Origin of the sequence: Dysgonomonas sp., from assembly GCF_035323175.1 — a bacterium.
Classification (GTDB): Bacteria; Bacteroidota; Bacteroidia; order Bacteroidales; family Dysgonomonadaceae; genus Dysgonomonas.
In genome coordinates this window covers 103,075-121,200 of sequence record NZ_DAOKYH010000004.1, presented here as the reverse complement: position 1 = coordinate 121,200, position 18,126 = coordinate 103,075, and the positions used below count along the sequence as shown (strand labels likewise).

Here is an 18,126-nt window from a genome sequence, read left to right as displayed (position 1 = left end):
CTATACATTTTTGGATGAGGAAAATAGCAAAATTTCCTTTTCCAATATGTGAACAGTGTCTTTTGGTGAAATATGACAAGTCTCAAATAGGTATATCTGATAGTATAGAAATATACTAAGATTCTATTATTGGGATCCAAGTCAATAGGCGATTAAATTTCTGCCTATTCATATTTGTTGAAAGAAAACAAAGCAAAGTAATATAAATAATTAGTTTTCAATTAGTAAATCATGACATCAGTAAAAGTGAAAATCAGACCTTCCATTGTCGAAAATAGGGAAGGTGCGCTCTATTATCAACTTATTCATAATCGAGTAACCAGGCAGATAAATACAGATTATAAAATCTTTCCTGGTGAGTGGAACAAACGTGGTGCAAATATTATCCTGCCTCTGTTTGATGAAAATAGAAAGAATTATCTCCTGTCTATAGAAGAAAAGATAGTATGGGATACAGAAAGGCTTGCAAATATTATAGACGTATTTAGTAAAAGAGGAGTTTCTTATACGGTAGATGAAGTTGTCTCAAGTTTTGAAAAGCAGATTCGAGGGACTTCCTTTTTTGTCTTTATGCAGCAGTTGATTGTCCGACTTAAACAATTTGGTAGAATTAGAACCAGTGAGACGTATAAAACTACCTTAAATAGTTTTATGCATTTTAGAAATGGAAAGGATTTATATCCTTACGACATTAATTCGGAGCTAATGACAGAGTATGAAGCTTACTTAAGATCTAATGGTGTAAGTCAGAATAGTTCATCATTTTATATGAGGATACTTCGAGCTGTGTATAATCGTAGTGTGGAGAAAGGTTTGACAGAACAGAAATATCCATTCAAATATGTATATACCGGCATTGAAAAAACCATTAAAAGAGCAGTTTCTTTTAAAGTCATTAAGCAAATCAGAGATTTGAATCTGGCTCCTTACCCAACATTGGATTATGTGCGTGATATGTTTCTATTTAGTTTCTACACAAGAGGAATGTCGTTTGTAGATATGGCTTACCTCAAGAAGAAAGATCTTAGTGGAGGAGTGCTGTCTTATCGTAGAAAAAAAACAGGTCAGCAACTATTTATTAAATGGGAGCAGTGTATGCAGGATATTGTAGATAAGTATCCTCCTAATGAGTCTTCATACTTACTCCCCATTATTAAAAGTGCCGAGAAAGATGAAAGAAGTCAATACAAGAATGCGTCTTGCCTTATAAACCGTAATTTGAAAATTATTGGAAGTAAATTAGGACTATCTATTCCTTTAACTATGTATGTGGCTCGTCATTCATGGGCTAGTATAGCAAAAAGTAAGAATATTCCTGTTACGGTAATAAGTGAAGGAATGGGGCATGATTCAGAAGTAACCACACAGATCTATCTAGCAGCATTAGATACATCTATAATAGATAGGGCTAACAATATGATACTTAAATCTCTATTGTAGTATTAAAATGATTCTTAAATGTAGATATCTCTTGCTAAGAGATATGTTTAATACTGCAAAAGTATACAAAATATTGAAAACAAGAAGATAGTTCTGAAGCTTTTTTTAAGGAAATTATTTAAAATATAAAAATGTTTAGTGAAAGCTTTCTATCCGTTTGCGTATATACTTGATAAATAATCTAATACAATAAAAACATATCTCTTAGCAAGAGATGTGCATACAGCGAGATCATAACTACTTATTGAGAATTTTTATTTAACACATAAGTGTGTTGTAAATAAATAAAAAATCTGCTGTATTATACACTTTATATCTATAACTAATTGGAATACATTATATTGTAATATTTCATGGAACCAGAGCTATGCTCATATCTGAAATAAAACCTTATAAAGTTCCAGATAATAGCACACTATTCATTCTTATGTACAAGCAAGAGATTCCGAGTTGGTACGCTATGCGTGCGATATTCCGCAAAGAAATGGATACAAAAAAATTATTGGATAAGGAATGCATTCGGAGTTTTATTCCTATGCATTATACACTCACTATGAAAAATGGTCGTAAAGTAAGAGAACTGGTTCCTGCTATTACCAATCTGATCTTTGTTCACGCCACGCCAACAGCTATTAAACAGGTCAAGTCAAAAACCGAATACCTTCAGTATATTATTGACTCGAGGAGTAAAGAAAAAATTATAGTTCCTGATGATCAAATGAAACGCTTCATAGCTGTAGCGAGTATTTGCCACGAAAAAATGACTTACCTAAAACCAGAGGAAGTTGATTTGAGAAAAGGAACTTTAGTGCGGGTACTTGGTGGTCCTTTTGATGGCGTTGAAGGTGTTTTTGTGAAAGTGAAAGGTGTGCGAAGTAGGCGAGTGGTAGTTCTTATACAAGGTATTGCTGCTGTTGTAACTGCCGAGATAGAAACTGACCTGATTGAAGTTATATCATAAGGTGGAATAATTAACTAATCTAATTTTAATTTTCATAGAATGTATTACTGGATTATAAATATCGGTTTGGTGTTCTTTCTTTGCATGTTCTTTGCATGGATACTAATTCCAAATATTCTGCTTATTGCTTTTCGAAAAAAGTTATTTGACCTACCGGATGAGAGAAAAATTCATCATGGAATGATCCCCAGGCTTGGAGGGCTAGCTTTCAATCCTGCTATCTTCTTTTCTATTTCTTTATTGCTTGGTCTTGATTTTATTTTAGGGGAACCGGATATTCTTAAGCAAGAAGGAAGTAACGTTCCTGAATTATTGTTTGGCTTCTGCGCCAGCACAATACTCTATTTAGTTGGAATTGCGGATGACTTGATAGGTGTTCGTTATCGTACTAAATTTATTATTCAGATACTATGTGGTGTTATATTAATTGCCGGAGGAGTATGGATAAATAATTTGTATGGTATATGTGGCATTTATGGGTTGTCGGAATGGGTAGGATATCCTTTAACTATTTTAGTCATTGTATTTGTTATCAACTCAATCAATCTTATTGATGGTATTGACGGTCTGGCTTCCGGACTGAGTGGAGCAGCTTTGCTCTTTTACGGACTAATTTATATCTACCTCGAACAGTGGCTTTTTGCAATGCTGGCTTTTGCTGCATTGGGAGCTCTCATTCCATTTTTTTATTACAACGTCTTTGGCAATGTTAATCATGGAAAGAAAATATTCATGGGAGATACAGGTAGCTTGACAATAGGAATCATTTTATGTATTCTTAGTATAAAGATATTAAACCAACCCGTAGATATTGCAGCTTCGTTCAATCCTGCTGTATTGGCATTTGCACCTTTAATAATTCCCTGCTTTGATGTAATGCGAGTTTTTATAAGTCGCATACGTATGAAAAAGCATCCTTTTATGCCTGACAAAAGTCATATACATCATAAGCTTTTGGCAGCAGGAATCTGTCAGCGAGCAGCAATGATAATTATAATTTCAGTATCGTTAATATTTACTTTGTATAATATCATCCTATCGCAATATGTTGACGTAAGCCTACTTTTGATTATCAACATCATTTTATGGATGCTGGGTAATATGTGGCTGGCATTCAAAATAAAAAGGCACGAACTAAAGCTCTCTATAGTCGAAACAGACAATAATCTCAAAAAACAATCCATTTATAAATTATGAGAATAAAACATTTCTTATTTGTGTTGATGGCTTCCATCATCTTAAATTCTTGTGGGTCAACACAAAATATTAGCTACTTTCAAGACTTACAGCAAGGTGTACCGGGGGAAATACTGAACCCGATAAAAATAACAATAAAGACAGATGATAAAATATCAATAGTGATAAGTAGCAAGGACTCCCAATTAGCAGAACTATTTAACTTACCTATCGTGGCACATCGTGTAGGACAGTCGCAAAGCCCATCACTGAATCAAAATCAGCAAATATCAAGTTATACAGTAAGCTCATCGGGTGAAATCGATTTTCCGGTATTAGGCAAAATACATGTTGATGGAATGACTCGAGAAGAGATTGCAAGTTATATAAAAAATCAGCTGTTATCAAATAACCTGATCAAAGACCCGGTTGTGACTGTCGAGTTTGCCAACCTTTCTATTTCAGTTTTAGGAGAGGTAAATACTCCAGGACGGTATAATATAGAGCGAGATAAAATTACTTTACTCGATGCTCTGGGAATGGCTGGAGATCTAACAATTTATGGAAAACGTGAAAATGTTCTCGTTTTACGACAGACAGCAGGTAAGCAGGTTCCTTATAAAGTGAATCTAAATTCGGGACATGATATGTATGCCTCACCTGTCTATTATCTGCAACAAAATGATGTAGTTTATGTGGAACCTAATAAAACACGGGCACGTCAGTCAACCGTTAATGGCAACAATGTTATATCCACTTCTTTTTGGCTGTCAGTGGCCTCTTTAATAACTACACTCACTGTACTTATTGTTAAATAAAAAAGAAAACATAAACATAAATGACTTCATTTCAACATAATAAAACAGAGCAGAAACAGACGGAAGATCTTATTCGTCTACAAGATTTATTATACTTATGCCTTTTCAGGTGGCGTTGGTTTGTAATATCTCTTTTTATAACAATTAGTATTGCAACTTTTTATATATTAACAACTCCTCCAATATATATTCGTTCAGCGTCTATCCTTATCAAAGAAGACTCGAAAAGTCAATCCATATCGAGTGATGTAGCTTCTATGTTTGCTGACTTTGGGCTGTCTCAACCCAATACTAACGTAAACAATGAGTTGATCGCTATACAGTCACCCTCTATTATTCTGGAAACAGTAAAGCGGTTGCATTTGGATGTAAACTATCAGATTAAAGATTCCTTTTACAAAAAAGTCTTATACGGTCCAGATCTTCCAATCACAGTTTCTTTTGCCGATTTGGCAGATAATGAATCTGCAGAGCTTGTTATAAAATTGTTGGCTGATGGGACATTTGAGTGCTCTGACTTTACATCTGATAATAAGGATATTGCTAACAACGTAATCAAAGGCAAGTTTAATGATACGATCGACACCCCATTAGGGAAAATAATAGTAGTCCCAACTTCGTATTACACTAAAAATGAAATACCTCTGATATATATTTCCCGTACTAACTTATATAGTGCTACGGATTTATTCAAACAGAATCTGACAGCATCTTTAAGTGAGGAAAAAGCAACCGTTATCGATCTCTCGTATAAAGATGTTTCCACACAACGGGCAGAAGATGTATTGAATACATTAATATCCGTTTATAAAGAAAATTGGGTGAAAGACAGGAACCTTATAACAGTTAGTACCAGCCTCTTTATCACTGATCGTTTGAGTGGAATTGAACGCGAATTGGGTGATGTGGATGAAGATATCTCTTCTTACAAAAGACAAAATTTGGTGCCGGACGTAGAAGCCGCCTCCAGCATGTATATGGCACAATCGAGGGAGACAAGTAATCTTATGTTGGATTTAAATACCCGATTATCAATGGCTCGCTATATGCGCAACCATTTGATGACTTCTACAAATAACAACCAATTGATTCCTGCAAATTCAGGTATCGAGAGTGCTAGCGTTGAAAATCAAATAACGGAATACAATACCATTCAATTGCAGCGGAACAATTTGGTCTCTAATAGCAGTGAACAGAATCCTTTAGTCGTGGATCTAGATCAGTCTCTTCAATCTATGCGTAAAGCAATTGTTTCATCGATAGATAATCTGATTGTAACCTTAAATACTCAAACAAAGAATTTACAAAGCAACGAACAAGAAACAACAGCTCAAATAGCAGCCAACCCTGATCAAGCAAAATATTTGCTTTCTGTAGGACGACAACAGAAAGTAAAAGAAGCTCTTTATTTATTTTTATTACAGAAACGCGAAGAAAATGAATTATCACAGGCCTTTATTGCATACAATACACGTATGATAACCCCTCCTTATGGTAATTTGAACTCGATAGCACCACAGAAAAGAAATATATTATTGGTTGCCTTTGTATTAGGTCTCCTTATTCCGGTAGTGATAATATTTATTCGAGAGAATACGAATTCTACAATACGGGGACGGAAAGATTTGGATAATCTGATCTTGCCTTTTATCGGAGAAATTCCTCTTTTCTATCCACAGAAACGTGGCTGGCGATTCTGGAAAAAACAACCTGAAGAGAGTAAAGTGGTTGTAAAAGAAGAAAATAAAGATGTCATCAATGAAGCATTTCGTGTTTTACGTACAAACCTTGAGTTTATGACAGCTAAGAAAGATAATTTGAATGTAATTATCTTGACATCGTTTAATCCCGGGAGTGGTAAAACATTCCTGACAATAAATATGGCTATCAGTTTGGCTATAAAAGGTAAAAAAGTATTGGTTATCGATGGTGATTTGCGCTATGCTTCTACTTCCTCTTTTGTTAATTCACCGAAGCAGGGTTTGAGTGACTATCTGGGGAAACAAATCGATAATATATATGATACAATTATTGTCGACGAAAAATATACGAATCTTAGTATTTTACCGGTGGGCACCATTCCTCCGAATCCTACAGAATTACTATTTGACGAACGTTTAGAAACATTGATAAACGATATGCGTAGTAAATATGATTATATCTTTATTGACTGTCCACCAATAGATATTGTAGCAGATACCCAAATTATTGAAAGGCTTGCAGATAGAACTCTTTTTGTTGTTCGTGCAGGATTGTTAGAACGAAGCATGCTCTCCGATTTGAATAACATCTATAAGGAAGAACGTTTCAAGAATATGGCTTTGATCCTGAATGGTACGACCAGTGGTATCGGATACCATAAATATGGCTATCGTTATGGCTATCAATATGGTTATTACGGATCCAATAATCAAACAAAGAAAAGAGATAAATAACGACCTGACTTATATATATACACATAATAGAAAATTAATAAAAAAAACTTTAAGATGAAAGGAATAGTATTGGCTGGTGGCTCGGGTACAAGATTATATCCGATAACGAAGGGTGTAAGCAAACAACTCCTTCCCATTTATGATAAGCCCATGATTTATTATCCCATATCGGTATTGATGCTTGCCGGAATACGAGAAATATTAATCATATCAACCCCTGTCGATTTACCTGGATTTAAACGCTTATTGGGCGATGGGTCAGATTATGGTGTGCATTTTGAATATGCAGAACAGCCTTCACCTGACGGGCTGGCACAAGCCTTTATTATCGGTGAAGAATTTATCGGAAATGATGCAGCTTGTCTGGTACTGGGAGATAATATTTTTCATGGAACAGGTTTCTCCGCATCACTCAAGGAAGCTGTACGAGATGCAGAGGATGAAGGTATTGCTACAGTATTTGGATATCGGGTTGATGATCCGGAACGATACGGTGTTGCCGAATTTGATTCAGAGGGAAATTGTCTCTCGATTGAAGAAAAACCTCAGAAGCCTAAATCCAATTATGCGGTTGTAGGACTCTACTTTTATCCAAACAAAGTGGTAGATGTCGCAAAAAACATTAAGCCATCTGCTCGTGGAGAGTTGGAAATCACGACTGTTAATCAAAAGTTCCTTCAAGATAAAAGCCTTAAAGTAAAGACTCTGGGGCGTGGTTTTGCTTGGTTCGATACCGGTACTCACGATTCATTAGCAGAAGCATCTATATTCGTTGAGGTTATAGAAAAACGACAAGGCTTGAAGATTGCTTGCCTTGAGAGTATTGCTTTGCAAAAAGGATGGATTAACCAAGAACAGATGTGTACTCTGGCTGTACCAATGATCAAAAATCAATACGGGCAATATCTACTGAAAATGATAGAAGAAATAGAACAATAAGCAATGGTGAATATAATAACAACTCAAATAAAAGATGTAGTGATCCTAGAACCGAAGATATTCGGAGATGATAGAGGATACTTTTTTGAAAGCTACAATCAGACTGAATTTAATACATCCATTCGCACAGTGCGTTTTGTGCAGGACAATGAGTCTAAATCGTGTTACGGAGTTTTAAGGGGATTGCATTTTCAAAAACCGCCCTTTGCACAGAGTAAGTTGGTACGTGTCATCGAAGGAGAAGTATTGGATGTGGCGGTAGATATACGCCGAAATTCACCTACATTCGGTAAACATGTAGCTGTGAAACTATCGGGAGAGAACCACCGTCAGCTATTTATTCCTCGTGGTTTTGCTCATGGTTTTGTCGTACTCAGCAATGAAGCTGTATTTCAGTATAAATGTGATAATTCTTACTCCCCGCAATCGGAGGGGGCTATTGCATGGAATGACCCGGAGATTGGTATCGATTGGATTGTAGCTCCTGAAGATATAATTCTTTCTGAAAAGGATACTCGGCACCCATTTCTCAAGGATGCAACCGAACTATTTGATTACAACATCGATTACTATACCGAGACATCCGTAAGTATATAAATATACCTATCCTGATAGTATATTATTTTAACAAACAATCAATTGATTATAAAAATGAAAAATATTATAATTACCGGAGGGGCTGGTTTTATAGGTTCACACGTTGTTCGTCTGTTTGTGAACAAATATCCCGAATACCATATTATCAATCTCGATAACCTGACCTATGCCGGCAATTTGTCTAACCTCAAGGATATAGAAGATAAATCCAACTATACGTTCATAAAAGGAGATATTTGCAACTTTGATCTTGTTATGCAGCTATTAAAGCAATATAACGTAGATGGTATTATTCATTTGGCTGCTGAAAGTCATGTTGATCGCTCAATCAAAGATCCATTTACTTTTGCTCGTACTAATGTGATGGGTACTCTTACCCTGCTGCAAGCGGCAAAATTATATTGGGAAACATTGCCCGAAGGTTATGAGGGTAAGCAGTTATATCATATCTCTACCGACGAAGTATATGGTGCTCTGATGTTTGATGATACACTGTTTACAGAAGAGACCAAGTATGACCCTCATAGTCCATATTCTGCATCCAAAGCTAGTAGCGATCATTTTGTACGTGCATTTCACGATACTTATGGCATGCCCGTAATAGTAACAAACTGTTCTAACAATTACGGTCCTTATCAATTTCCGGAGAAGTTAATTCCTTTATTTATCAATAATATTATTCACCGGAAGCCACTACCTGTATACGGAAAAGGCGAAAACGTACGTGACTGGCTCTATGTTGTGGATCATGCCCGTGCTATTGATGTTATATTCCATCATGGAAAAAATGCTGAAACTTATAATATCGGAGGTTTTAATGAATGGAAAAATATAGATATAATCAAGGTTATTATTAAGACTGTCGATCGTTTATTGGGTAATGCCGAAGATCATTCTCTGGATCTGATCACATACGTAACCGATCGTAAAGGACATGATTTACGTTATGCTATTGATTCAAGTAAGCTCAAGCGTGAACTCGGGTGGGAGCCTAGTCTCCAATTTGAAGAAGGCATAGAGATTACAGTGCGTTGGTATCTTGATAATAAGGAATGGATGGATAACGTCACTTCCGGAGAATATCAAAAATATTACGAAAGCATGTATAACGAAAAATAAAATTCAAATACATATTTACAACTCAACATATTTATGACAACGAATTTATTTGATATATATCATTTTGGAATTATAAAGATTAATAGTTTTATATATAGAACTATTTGGCGACCTTTTTTCGGATCGCTAGGTAAAGGTACAACTATAACTAAACCTCGGATTATGAATCCGGCTCGTATTTATATCAATCAGAGATGTTCTATCGAGTCTTTTGTTTGGTTAGGAGTCATAAAAGAATCTCATTCAAAGGCTAAGAATCCTCATTTGGTACTTAAAGATGATGTTAAAATCGGACGTTTGTCTGAGATATTTGCACACACTTCTATCATATTACACAAAGGGGTTCGAGTTGCAGATAATGTATACATTTCTGATAACACTCATACCTATGATGATATAAATACTCCATTTATCAAACAAGAGATCAAACTTGTAAATCCTGTTGAGATAGGAGAATACTGTTGGATTGGAAGGAATGTTTGTATTATTGGTTCAACCATAGGGAAACACAGTATTATTGCTGCCGGAGCATTTATTAGCAGAATGAATATTCCTGATTATTCAGTCGTTGTAGGTAATCCTGCTTATATAGTAAAACGCTACAATACCGAGACCGAAAAATGGGCAAAGACCGATAAAAGCGGAAATTTTATCTGAAGATATTATGTTACACGAAAAATTACGGAAGTTAAGATGTAAGATATTCATCTTGCTTAATAAACATAATTTCGCGCAATTTGGGAAAAACGTTTTCATCTTTGATCCTCAAGTTTGGAATCCTCAGCACATACATCTCGGTAGCAATTTATGGATAGGAGATAAGGTGTGGCTTGCAGTATCTTCAAATCGGTCTGATTCAAAACTTGTTATTAAAGATAAGGTTCGGATTGGTCGATTTTCCGAGATATATGCTCTACAAAGTATTATTCTCGAAGATGGAGTTGTAGCTGCTGAGAATGTGTATATTTCAGATAATACCCATGCATATAATGATATAAATAGGTTTATTCGCGATCAAGAAGTAGAATATACAGGAGAGGTTGTTATCGGTAGCGGAACCTGGATTGGTCGTAATGTGTGTATTATAAGCTGCACAATTGGAAAAAACTGTATTATCGGTGCATATTCATTTGTTAAACAGGATATTCCAGACTATTGCGTTGTTGTAGGTAATCCTGCCCGCATCGTAAAACGTTATAACCCCGATACTCAGAATTGGGAAAAAACGGACAGAGACGGTAATTTTATTTAATATACTTTCTTCTCTGTCTTTCTACACATATAATATTCCTAGAATCACAAAATCGTTTTTAATATGAAAATCTTAGTTACCGGAGCCAATGGTTACATTGGTCGTCACGTCGTGTGCAAATTATTGGATCAAGGACATGAAGTTACGGCTTGCGATGTTCGATTGACAGAAGTGGACAAGCGTGCCACTTTGCTAGAATATAATATTTTATCAGGTTCATATATTAATGCTTATGAGGAGCTTGGAAGCCCCGACGTTTGTTTACATATGGCATGGCGCGATGGGTTTGTACATAATTCATCTAATCATATGGGAGATGTGTCAAACCATTACAAATTTATGTGTTCGTTGATTGATGGTGGATTGAAGCAACTTGCTGTAATGGGTACGATGCATGAAGTGGGTTATTATGAAGGTGCTATTGATGAAACTACACCTTGTTATCCAATATCGCCGTATGGAATAGCAAAAGATGCTTTACGACGTAGCATACAATTATATGCCAAATCTCATGACTGTATTTTGCAATGGATCAGGGCATACTATATTGTTGGCGATGATTTGAAGAGTAATTCTATATTCGCTAAAATCAGAACAGCCGTCCTCGAAGGAAAGAAAAGTTTTCCTTTTACATCGGGTAAAAACAAATATGATTTTATCGAAATTGAAGAGTTAGCATTACAGATTTCAGCCGTAATTACTCAGAAAGATATTTCAGGTATAATTAATTGCTGTTCAGGCAAACCTATGAGTTTAGGCGAGCGCGTGGAAGCCTTTCTTAAAGAAAACAACTTGGATATCAGTCTAGAATATGGTGTGTTTCCCGATAGAGACTATGATTCTCCATGTGTTTATGGCAACGATAGCAAAATCAGAATGATATTATCTAATAAATAAATATGACTTCTAGTCCACTTGTTATAGAGAGAAGAGATTGGTTTGGAGTCATCCTGTTATTTTTAGTGATGATGATCAGTGGCGGTAACCATTTGTTCCCTCGAAATCCTATATGTTTGTTGATAATAGCCGGATATGGTCTGAAAATTTACAGATTGAATAATGGTATAACATTAAAATATGTTTCCTCAAAATTATGGCTATTCATAACAACATTTCTTGTAATAATAATATCACAAACTATACTGGGGGGGGATCTTGATAGTGCCGCATTAGCCGCATTATCCAGCGTTATTGCAGCTCTGTTTGTCTATACTTATTATAAGTATGAAGGAATAAATGCATTGATTAACGATGTTACTATTTTATTAAAGATTTTCATCGTTTTAGGATTGATTTCTTTTTTACTTTATACTTTTACCCCTGATCTTTTTTCAAAGTATACATTTATAGATAGTTATGGGGATAAAAGGTCTGTAAGCCATATCGCTTTTCTATTTTATAAAGGACTGGATATCCAAGGTTTATCTTCGAGGCTTTATGGCTTTTTCTGGGAGCCCGGAATTTTTCAAATATATCTTAATATCTTTTTATTAATCCAGATCTTCTATTTCAGACAGAAATTGTGGATTGTAGCAACATTATTGGCTATTTATTTGACAAAATCTACTACAGGATATCTTATCGCCATTATCATTCTAGGATATATTTCGGCTCGCTTCTTTTATAAAGAACGAAACCTATACAGCTCTGTATCTATCCTTTGCACAACCATCATTGCGCTTTTTTTTGTGTGGAATAATATTGTGTCTGTAAATGTTGAAGAAAAAGTCGCCGGAGCTCAATCCGGATCTTTTTTTGTTCGTCAGGCCGATGTAATTGCCGGTTTGAGTATTGCAGCCGAGAATCCTGTGATTGGGATTGGTGCGAATACCGATCGATTTAAGCAAATGAGGAGTAAAATTGCTTGGCAAGGTAAACTGAGCGGTTCAAAAACGAAAGAGAGCGGAACAACAAATGGCATAATAAGTCTAATGTACATATGGGGAATCCCGTTTTCTTTGTGGTACTTATGGGCCTTAATAAGGCAGAATATCTTATACAAGAATCGCTGGCTAATGGCTATTCTCCTGATTTTATCCCTAAGTTCTGAGCCTTTAGCTATGACTCCATTTTTTTTACTTTTCGTTTATTCGGGACTGGATGCAAAGACAATAAATAATTAATTGTTATGAAAAAACTATTGTTCATCGGTTGGGACTATCAAATATATACGCGAGAAATGATAGAAGAGTTTCAGTTATCCGGATATGATGTCACATTTTATAATGTTGTATCATTTTCTCCGGCTACGAAACTAAGAAATCTGATTTCTAAGAAATGGGATAAGGAAGTGCAGTATTCGAGACATCAGGAAATTGTTGTAAAAGAAAAAGACAATAAATATGACATTGTATTTTTGTTATTACCATTTTTCTCTTTCGATTGCTTACAAAACTTAAGAAAAGATCATCCGCAGGCAAAATTTATATTGTATTTATGGGATGCTGCCAATGGATATATAAGAAAGGGGATAAATATATCTGATTACTTGGGCTGTTTTGATAAAGCATACACTTTCGATAGACAAGATGCGATACAATATGGCATAAACTATTTACCACTCTTTTGCGTACGGAAGTTTCAGAATCTAAAGCAAAACGAAGTCGAATGGAATAATGTATATATGGTCGGGAACTTAGCTAATTTCAGACGGTATGATGCGATTAAGCAATTTGAAGAATATTGCAAAAAAGAACAAATCAGTTTCAACTGGTATCTAAAAGGAACGCTGCGTAAAAATATAAAAGTTTTACTGCAAGGGAAGTCTCTCAAGTATCTTCATACATCATCAATTAGCAATAATACATTTATCGACATGATGCAACGCTCATCAACCGTATTTGATTTTGCAAACCACGTACAAGATGGCTACACGATGAGAGTGATGGAGAATTTGTGTGCCGGAAAGAAAATCATCACGAACAATCGGAATGTTTTAAATGAGTCTTTTTACTCTCCTGACAGATTTTTTGTCTACGATGATTTAGATTTTAATGGTGTAAAAGAATTTCTGAGGACACCATTATCTGATCCGTCTGCCAGATTTGAAGAATTTTACTTAAGCTCTTTTATAAAAAAGCTTGTTTCGGAATGATTCGTTTAATTATACTGAAACTAAAAGCACCTATTTAGATCAAAATGTCAATAAATATCAAAGCAATAAAGCGGATTATATTTAGTTCAAGTTCCTTATTTATTCTAATAAATTTATTTACTTCTGCCATCAACTTTATCCGTTCTATGGTATTTATGCGTGTTATGGATATGAGAGAACTGGGTATAATCAGCCTCATTCAAACATGTATAATGTTTATTGGACTCTTACAGTTTGGGTTCCTAAACGGTGGATATAGGGTTTTTGCTTATAAGAAGACCAGTGATCAAACGAAGGTTAATAATATTCTCTTTAGCCTTTTTGGCGTCATTGCATTAGCCTTATTGCTTATATGGATTATATTAAGCGTATTAGATATTGAATTATTGATCAGCCCCCGGTATCTGATTTTAACGTTCATTGCAGGCCTATTTTCTTTGATATCTACTTGGCTGACAAATACTATGACGGTGAAAAAGATGATTAAAGATATTAATATCAGAAATCTCATCTCAGGTATTATATCTATAGCCTTAATTCCTCTTGTCTATCTTTATGGCATTATGGGAGGTATCATTAGTATTATGATGCAACCTATAGTTTTTGTTGTCCTGGCATTATTAATGCATAAAAGCTTAAGACCGGATAAAATATGTTTTGACAGAAAGGAAATTAAATATATTCTATCGTTAGGATTTGTCCCATTTATGATTGGAATATTTACAATTGTCAATATTCAGATCGAACGTTGGTCTATAGCATATATACTGAATGTGGAAGAATTAGGTAATTTTTATCTTGTTTTTATATTCTCTTCTTTATTTGTTTTAGTCCCAACGTCCATTAATTACCTTTTCCTTCCCAATATCATTTATTCATATGAAAATGGATTAATGGCAGAATTCAGGCGGCATGTACGTAATTATACATTAGTCCTGATGGGATATGGTATATGTGTAGTTCTTGCCGTACTTACTGCACTTCAACCATTGGTAGATATATTATTTCCAAGTCACTCGGGCAATACTCACTATGTGTTTTTGTTGATTCCGGGTTTAATGTCACAATTATTATACTACTCGGTATCTGCTACTTTAAATGCATGGAAAAACTTCACTCCATTGCTAATATCTGGACTTGTAGGAGTATTTTCTGCTATAGCAATAATCGCTATAACAGGTTCTATGAAGCTTTTCGACTTGACGGTTATGGTTTACATAAAGAATATCTCATATTTTTTACCAACTCTTTTCGGTGGAACTTATATCTATTTACATCGTCAAAAATTTAAAAATAAATTATGAGCAAAATACTTTTCATCGGGCTACCTTATCATAATTACATAAAGGCACTTACAGATGAGATGGAGTTTCAAGGGCATACGGTTACTTTCTATCCTGTAGAATTACGTAAAACAAAAGACAAGATTCTTCGTACGCTCTCGCCTTCGTCATACATAGACAAACTTGACCGGTATCATTCTCTAATGATAAGACAGGAAAAAAAAGAAAAATATGATTATATTATTTTTTTGCAAGTACACACGATCTCTATGTCTAACTTCTTAGAACTTAAAGATGATCATCCGGAGTCGAAGTTCATATTATACACATGGGATGCTTTGTCGCCTCTTGTAAATTATGTTCCTTACATTCCGTATTTTGATAAGGTTTACACCTTCGATGCGACAGATGCTGAAAACTACGGACTGAACTATCTGCCGTTGTTTTGTGTAAGAGACTTTCAGAATCTGCCTATTGTGGAGCCGGATACTGATGTATATATGGTCGGGAATTTGGTTAAACCAGATCGGTATAGGGCTATTCAGGCATTCGAAAGATATTGTAAAGAAAACGATATTCGCTTCAAGAAGTATATTAAGTGTACACCTGTTGTAATAATTCAATTATTGATTAAAGGTTTTGTCCCTAGAGGACTTAAGCTAAGGAGCATTTCTCGATCTCATTTTATCCATTTACTACAATATTCAATAGCGACATTCGACTTTGCCAATCATAAACAGTCTGGATACACAATGAGATTCATCGAAAATATGTGTGCAGGGAAAAAGATCATAACGAATAACAAGCGTGCTATTGGTGAGTCATTTTATTCTTCCAACCGCTTTTTTGTTTTTGACGAATTGAACTTCGATGGTATCAAAGAATTCATACAAGAACCTATAAAAGATAGCGACGTTCGTTTCGATGAATTTTCTATACAATCCTTTATCAGCACCCTGCTAACAATATAAATAAAATGAAAAAGAGGTGTTTACTCATCATGCCATTAAGTTTTTATTCGATGGGCAATCAGATAATATCCGGATTGAACGAATGTGGTTATGATGTGAGAATTTGCAATGATCGTTATCCGGATAATTTATTCACAAAAGTTCTGTGGAAAATAGGCATAACTAAAACGTTATATAGAAAAACATACAATCATATAACTCGCCACTTCCTTCAAGACGAAAGATATGATATCTGTATCATTATGAAAGGATACGGAATAGATAAAAAACTGATAGATGAAATATATAAAAAGTGTTCATATATAGTTGGTTATAATTTCGATTCTTTTGCCTTTCATCCTTTATCACTTTCTTGGTATCGCTTGGTCAATAATTTTTATACGTTTGATTATCATGATGCAAAGAGCTATGATATCAAAATAATAGAATTGTTTTCGGCAATAGAAAAGCAGAAGAAAAATGTAGAAAGAGTATATGATATATCTGTAATACAAAAGATACATTCCGAACGCTTGTCATATACCAATAAAATATTGCATCTGTTCCAGCCCGCGAATTCATACGTATATCTACATGAAAGTAATTATGTAACAATGGCTCTGAATTTTATCAGAAATCCGTTTACGTACATTAAACTACGACGATATATACATCTTAAAACATTGTCGTATGACCAATATGTAGATGTATTACATAAATCAAAGTACACGCTTGATTTTGCTCATCCCAAACAAAGTGGTATTACGATGAGATGCTTTGAGGCTGTGAGCTGTGGAACAAAAATAATAACGAATAACAGGAATATATTTAAAAGCGGATATTTCAACCAAGAGAATACAATCGTATGCGATAACTCGTCTGTAGTCGATAATGAAATAATCGAAAAATACAAGCAGATGTTGCCTTCAGATGTAATACCTCGTAGGCGGAATATTATAGATTTCGTAAAAGAAATAATCCAATAAATAATTCTGTGTTTTTAATAAATTCACAATGAAAGAAATAAAATTATCTATTATCGGAATGGGGCGAATGGGTATTACCCATTTCTCTATTATCAATTCACACCCTAATGTAAATATTGTATCAGTTTCCGATACTTCAAAAATTACATTGGACTTATTGAAAAAATACATACCATCGCTTCAAGTATTTACAGACTACAAGGAGTTGATTGATAAAACAATGCCGGATGCTCTTATCGTCTGTACCCCACCTAATTATCACTATGCAATATGTAAATATGCTTGTGAGAAGGGGATTAATGTTTTTTGCGAAAAACCCTTTACTCTTTCCACCGAAGAGGCTAATGAACTACAAGAAATGTTCGACAAAAAAGGTTTAATTAATCAAGTTGGGTATGTAAACCGCTTTAATGATATGTTCACAACTGCCCGAGAATATATAAAAGAAGGCTTAATCGGTGATATTGTGAGGTTTAAATCGGAAATGTTCAGTTGCACTATTTCAAAACCCGAAACAGGTGAGAGCTGGCGTGGTAAAAGAGAGAGTGGGGGCGGGGCTGTTTATGAAATGGCTGTCCACGTATTAGACCTTATTAATTATATAATAGGCGTACCCAATAAAGTTATTGGTACCAGCATGAACCAAATATATTCGAAGCATGTGGAGGATATGGTTTCAAGTACTTTAATATACGATAAAGGGTGTGTTGGGACATTATACGTGAATTGGAGTGATTCGAGTTATAGAAAACCTAGTAACAAAATTGAAATATTTGGTACAAATGGAAAATTACTGGTAGACCAGTACGAAATGAAGATATTTTTAAATGAACCTGTCTCAGGTCATAATTATAGAAAAGGTTGGAATACTATATATATCACAGATATCTTTAAACCTGTTCCTTTCTACGTTCGAGGAAATGAATTTACTAGACAATTATATCATTTTGCTGACAGTGTTTTAGATGGTAAGATTGTTGGAGCTACCCAATGTACATTTGAAGACGGATACAATACGCAACGTTTGGTGCACGACATGTTCAATGACTATGATAATAAAAATAAACAAGATTAAA

Annotated in this window: 17 protein-coding genes; all 17 read left to right on the top strand. The window is 34.8% G+C overall.

Going from position 1 to position 18,126, the window contains the following annotated elements; all coding sequences use genetic code 11:
- Nucleotides 1-231 precede the first annotated feature (231 nt).
- The 17 genes from PKC55_RS07275 (at nt 232) to PKC55_RS07195 (ending at nt 18,125) form a co-directional block, all read left to right on the top strand.
- Nucleotides 232-1,440: a tyrosine-type recombinase/integrase gene (locus tag PKC55_RS07275; protein WP_291130504.1), complete on the top strand. Its 1,209-nt coding sequence runs from the start codon at nt 232-234 to the stop codon at nt 1,438-1,440.
- 427 nt (nt 1,441-1,867) lie between these two features.
- Nucleotides 1,868-2,401: a UpxY family transcription antiterminator gene (locus PKC55_RS07270; RefSeq protein WP_135106448.1), complete on the top strand. Its 534-nt coding sequence runs from the start codon at nt 1,868-1,870 to the stop codon at nt 2,399-2,401.
- 39 nt (nt 2,402-2,440) lie between these two features.
- Entirely contained in the window at nt 2,441-3,598 is a 1,158-nt protein-coding gene (locus tag PKC55_RS07265; protein WP_291031188.1) for an MraY family glycosyltransferase, read from the top strand.
- Nucleotides 3,595-4,395, top strand: coding sequence for a polysaccharide biosynthesis/export family protein (locus tag PKC55_RS07260; RefSeq protein ID WP_291031186.1), 801 nt, complete (start codon nt 3,595-3,597; stop codon nt 4,393-4,395). The genes PKC55_RS07265 and PKC55_RS07260 overlap by 4 nt, the downstream gene beginning before the upstream one ends.
- Nucleotides 4,396-4,415: 20 nt before the next feature.
- The gene (locus tag PKC55_RS07255) at nt 4,416-6,830 is read left to right on the top strand and encodes a GumC family protein (protein WP_291130508.1); all 2,415 of its coding nucleotides are present in this window, start codon (nt 4,416-4,418) and stop codon (nt 6,828-6,830) included.
- Nucleotides 6,831-6,884: 54 nt separating this feature from the next.
- Nucleotides 6,885-7,769 (top strand): glucose-1-phosphate thymidylyltransferase RfbA, encoded by an 885-nt coding sequence (gene rfbA, locus PKC55_RS07250; protein ID WP_135105964.1) that lies wholly within the window; start codon nt 6,885-6,887, stop codon nt 7,767-7,769.
- Between the two features lie 3 nt (nt 7,770-7,772).
- The gene (gene rfbC, locus PKC55_RS07245) at nt 7,773-8,366 is read left to right on the top strand and encodes a dTDP-4-dehydrorhamnose 3,5-epimerase (RefSeq protein ID WP_414647322.1); all 594 of its coding nucleotides are present in this window, start codon (nt 7,773-7,775) and stop codon (nt 8,364-8,366) included.
- 54 nt (nt 8,367-8,420) lie between these two features.
- Nucleotides 8,421-9,485, top strand: a complete 1,065-nt coding sequence (rfbB, locus tag PKC55_RS07240; RefSeq protein ID WP_291130511.1) for a dTDP-glucose 4,6-dehydratase — start codon at nt 8,421-8,423, stop codon at nt 9,483-9,485.
- 33 nt (nt 9,486-9,518) lie between these two features.
- Nucleotides 9,519-10,142: an acyltransferase gene (locus PKC55_RS07235; RefSeq protein ID WP_291130512.1), complete on the top strand. Its 624-nt coding sequence runs from the start codon at nt 9,519-9,521 to the stop codon at nt 10,140-10,142.
- Between the two features lie 7 nt (nt 10,143-10,149).
- A complete protein-coding gene (locus PKC55_RS07230; RefSeq protein WP_291130513.1) occupies nt 10,150-10,737 on the top strand; it encodes an acyltransferase in 588 nt (195 codons plus the stop codon).
- Nucleotides 10,738-10,800: 63 nt separating this feature from the next.
- A complete protein-coding gene (locus tag PKC55_RS07225; protein WP_291130515.1) occupies nt 10,801-11,634 on the top strand; it encodes an NAD-dependent epimerase/dehydratase family protein in 834 nt (277 codons plus the stop codon).
- Nucleotides 11,635-11,636: 2 nt separating this feature from the next.
- Nucleotides 11,637-12,860: an O-antigen ligase family protein gene (locus PKC55_RS07220; RefSeq protein ID WP_291130516.1), complete on the top strand. Its 1,224-nt coding sequence runs from the start codon at nt 11,637-11,639 to the stop codon at nt 12,858-12,860.
- A 5-nt stretch (nt 12,861-12,865) separates the two neighbouring features.
- On the top strand, nt 12,866-13,831 hold the full coding sequence (locus PKC55_RS07215) for a WaaS/CpsH family glycosyltransferase (protein WP_291130518.1): 966 nt from the start codon (nt 12,866-12,868) through the stop codon (nt 13,829-13,831).
- Nucleotides 13,832-13,875: 44 nt separating this feature from the next.
- A complete protein-coding gene (locus tag PKC55_RS07210; protein WP_291130520.1) occupies nt 13,876-15,135 on the top strand; it encodes a lipopolysaccharide biosynthesis protein in 1,260 nt (419 codons plus the stop codon).
- On the top strand, nt 15,132-16,085 hold the full coding sequence (locus tag PKC55_RS07205; RefSeq protein WP_291130523.1) for a WaaS/CpsH family glycosyltransferase: 954 nt from the start codon (nt 15,132-15,134) through the stop codon (nt 16,083-16,085). The genes PKC55_RS07210 and PKC55_RS07205 overlap by 4 nt, the downstream gene beginning before the upstream one ends.
- Nucleotides 16,086-16,090: 5 nt before the next feature.
- On the top strand, nt 16,091-17,050 hold the full coding sequence (locus PKC55_RS07200) for a WaaS/CpsH family glycosyltransferase (protein WP_291130526.1): 960 nt from the start codon (nt 16,091-16,093) through the stop codon (nt 17,048-17,050).
- Between the two features lie 28 nt (nt 17,051-17,078).
- A complete protein-coding gene (locus PKC55_RS07195; RefSeq protein ID WP_291130527.1) occupies nt 17,079-18,125 on the top strand; it encodes a Gfo/Idh/MocA family protein in 1,047 nt (348 codons plus the stop codon).
- The last annotated feature ends 1 nt before the right edge of the window (nt 18,126 follow it).

What these genes read in the sequence shown, in the direction of transcription:
- PKC55_RS07275 (WP_291130504.1), top strand. Translation starts at nt 232, where the DNA reads ATGACATCAGTAAAAGTGAAAATCAGACCTTCCATTGTCGAAAATAGG.
- PKC55_RS07270 (WP_135106448.1), top strand. Translation starts at nt 1,868, where the DNA reads ATGTACAAGCAAGAGATTCCGAGTTGGTACGCTATGCGTGCGATATTC.
- PKC55_RS07265 (WP_291031188.1), top strand. Translation starts at nt 2,441, where the DNA reads ATGTATTACTGGATTATAAATATCGGTTTGGTGTTCTTTCTTTGCATG.
- PKC55_RS07260 (WP_291031186.1), top strand. Translation starts at nt 3,595, where the DNA reads ATGAGAATAAAACATTTCTTATTTGTGTTGATGGCTTCCATCATCTTA.
- PKC55_RS07255 (WP_291130508.1), top strand. Translation starts at nt 4,416, where the DNA reads ATGACTTCATTTCAACATAATAAAACAGAGCAGAAACAGACGGAAGAT.
- rfbA (WP_135105964.1), top strand. Translation starts at nt 6,885, where the DNA reads ATGAAAGGAATAGTATTGGCTGGTGGCTCGGGTACAAGATTATATCCG.
- rfbC (WP_414647322.1), top strand. Translation starts at nt 7,773, where the DNA reads ATGGTGAATATAATAACAACTCAAATAAAAGATGTAGTGATCCTAGAA.
- rfbB (WP_291130511.1), top strand. Translation starts at nt 8,421, where the DNA reads ATGAAAAATATTATAATTACCGGAGGGGCTGGTTTTATAGGTTCACAC.
- PKC55_RS07235 (WP_291130512.1), top strand. Translation starts at nt 9,519, where the DNA reads ATGACAACGAATTTATTTGATATATATCATTTTGGAATTATAAAGATT.
- PKC55_RS07230 (WP_291130513.1), top strand. Translation starts at nt 10,150, where the DNA reads ATGTTACACGAAAAATTACGGAAGTTAAGATGTAAGATATTCATCTTG.
- PKC55_RS07225 (WP_291130515.1), top strand. Translation starts at nt 10,801, where the DNA reads ATGAAAATCTTAGTTACCGGAGCCAATGGTTACATTGGTCGTCACGTC.
- PKC55_RS07220 (WP_291130516.1), top strand. Translation starts at nt 11,637, where the DNA reads ATGACTTCTAGTCCACTTGTTATAGAGAGAAGAGATTGGTTTGGAGTC.
- PKC55_RS07215 (WP_291130518.1), top strand. Translation starts at nt 12,866, where the DNA reads ATGAAAAAACTATTGTTCATCGGTTGGGACTATCAAATATATACGCGA.
- PKC55_RS07210 (WP_291130520.1), top strand. Translation starts at nt 13,876, where the DNA reads ATGTCAATAAATATCAAAGCAATAAAGCGGATTATATTTAGTTCAAGT.
- PKC55_RS07205 (WP_291130523.1), top strand. Translation starts at nt 15,132, where the DNA reads ATGAGCAAAATACTTTTCATCGGGCTACCTTATCATAATTACATAAAG.
- PKC55_RS07200 (WP_291130526.1), top strand. Translation starts at nt 16,091, where the DNA reads ATGAAAAAGAGGTGTTTACTCATCATGCCATTAAGTTTTTATTCGATG.
- PKC55_RS07195 (WP_291130527.1), top strand. Translation starts at nt 17,079, where the DNA reads ATGAAAGAAATAAAATTATCTATTATCGGAATGGGGCGAATGGGTATT.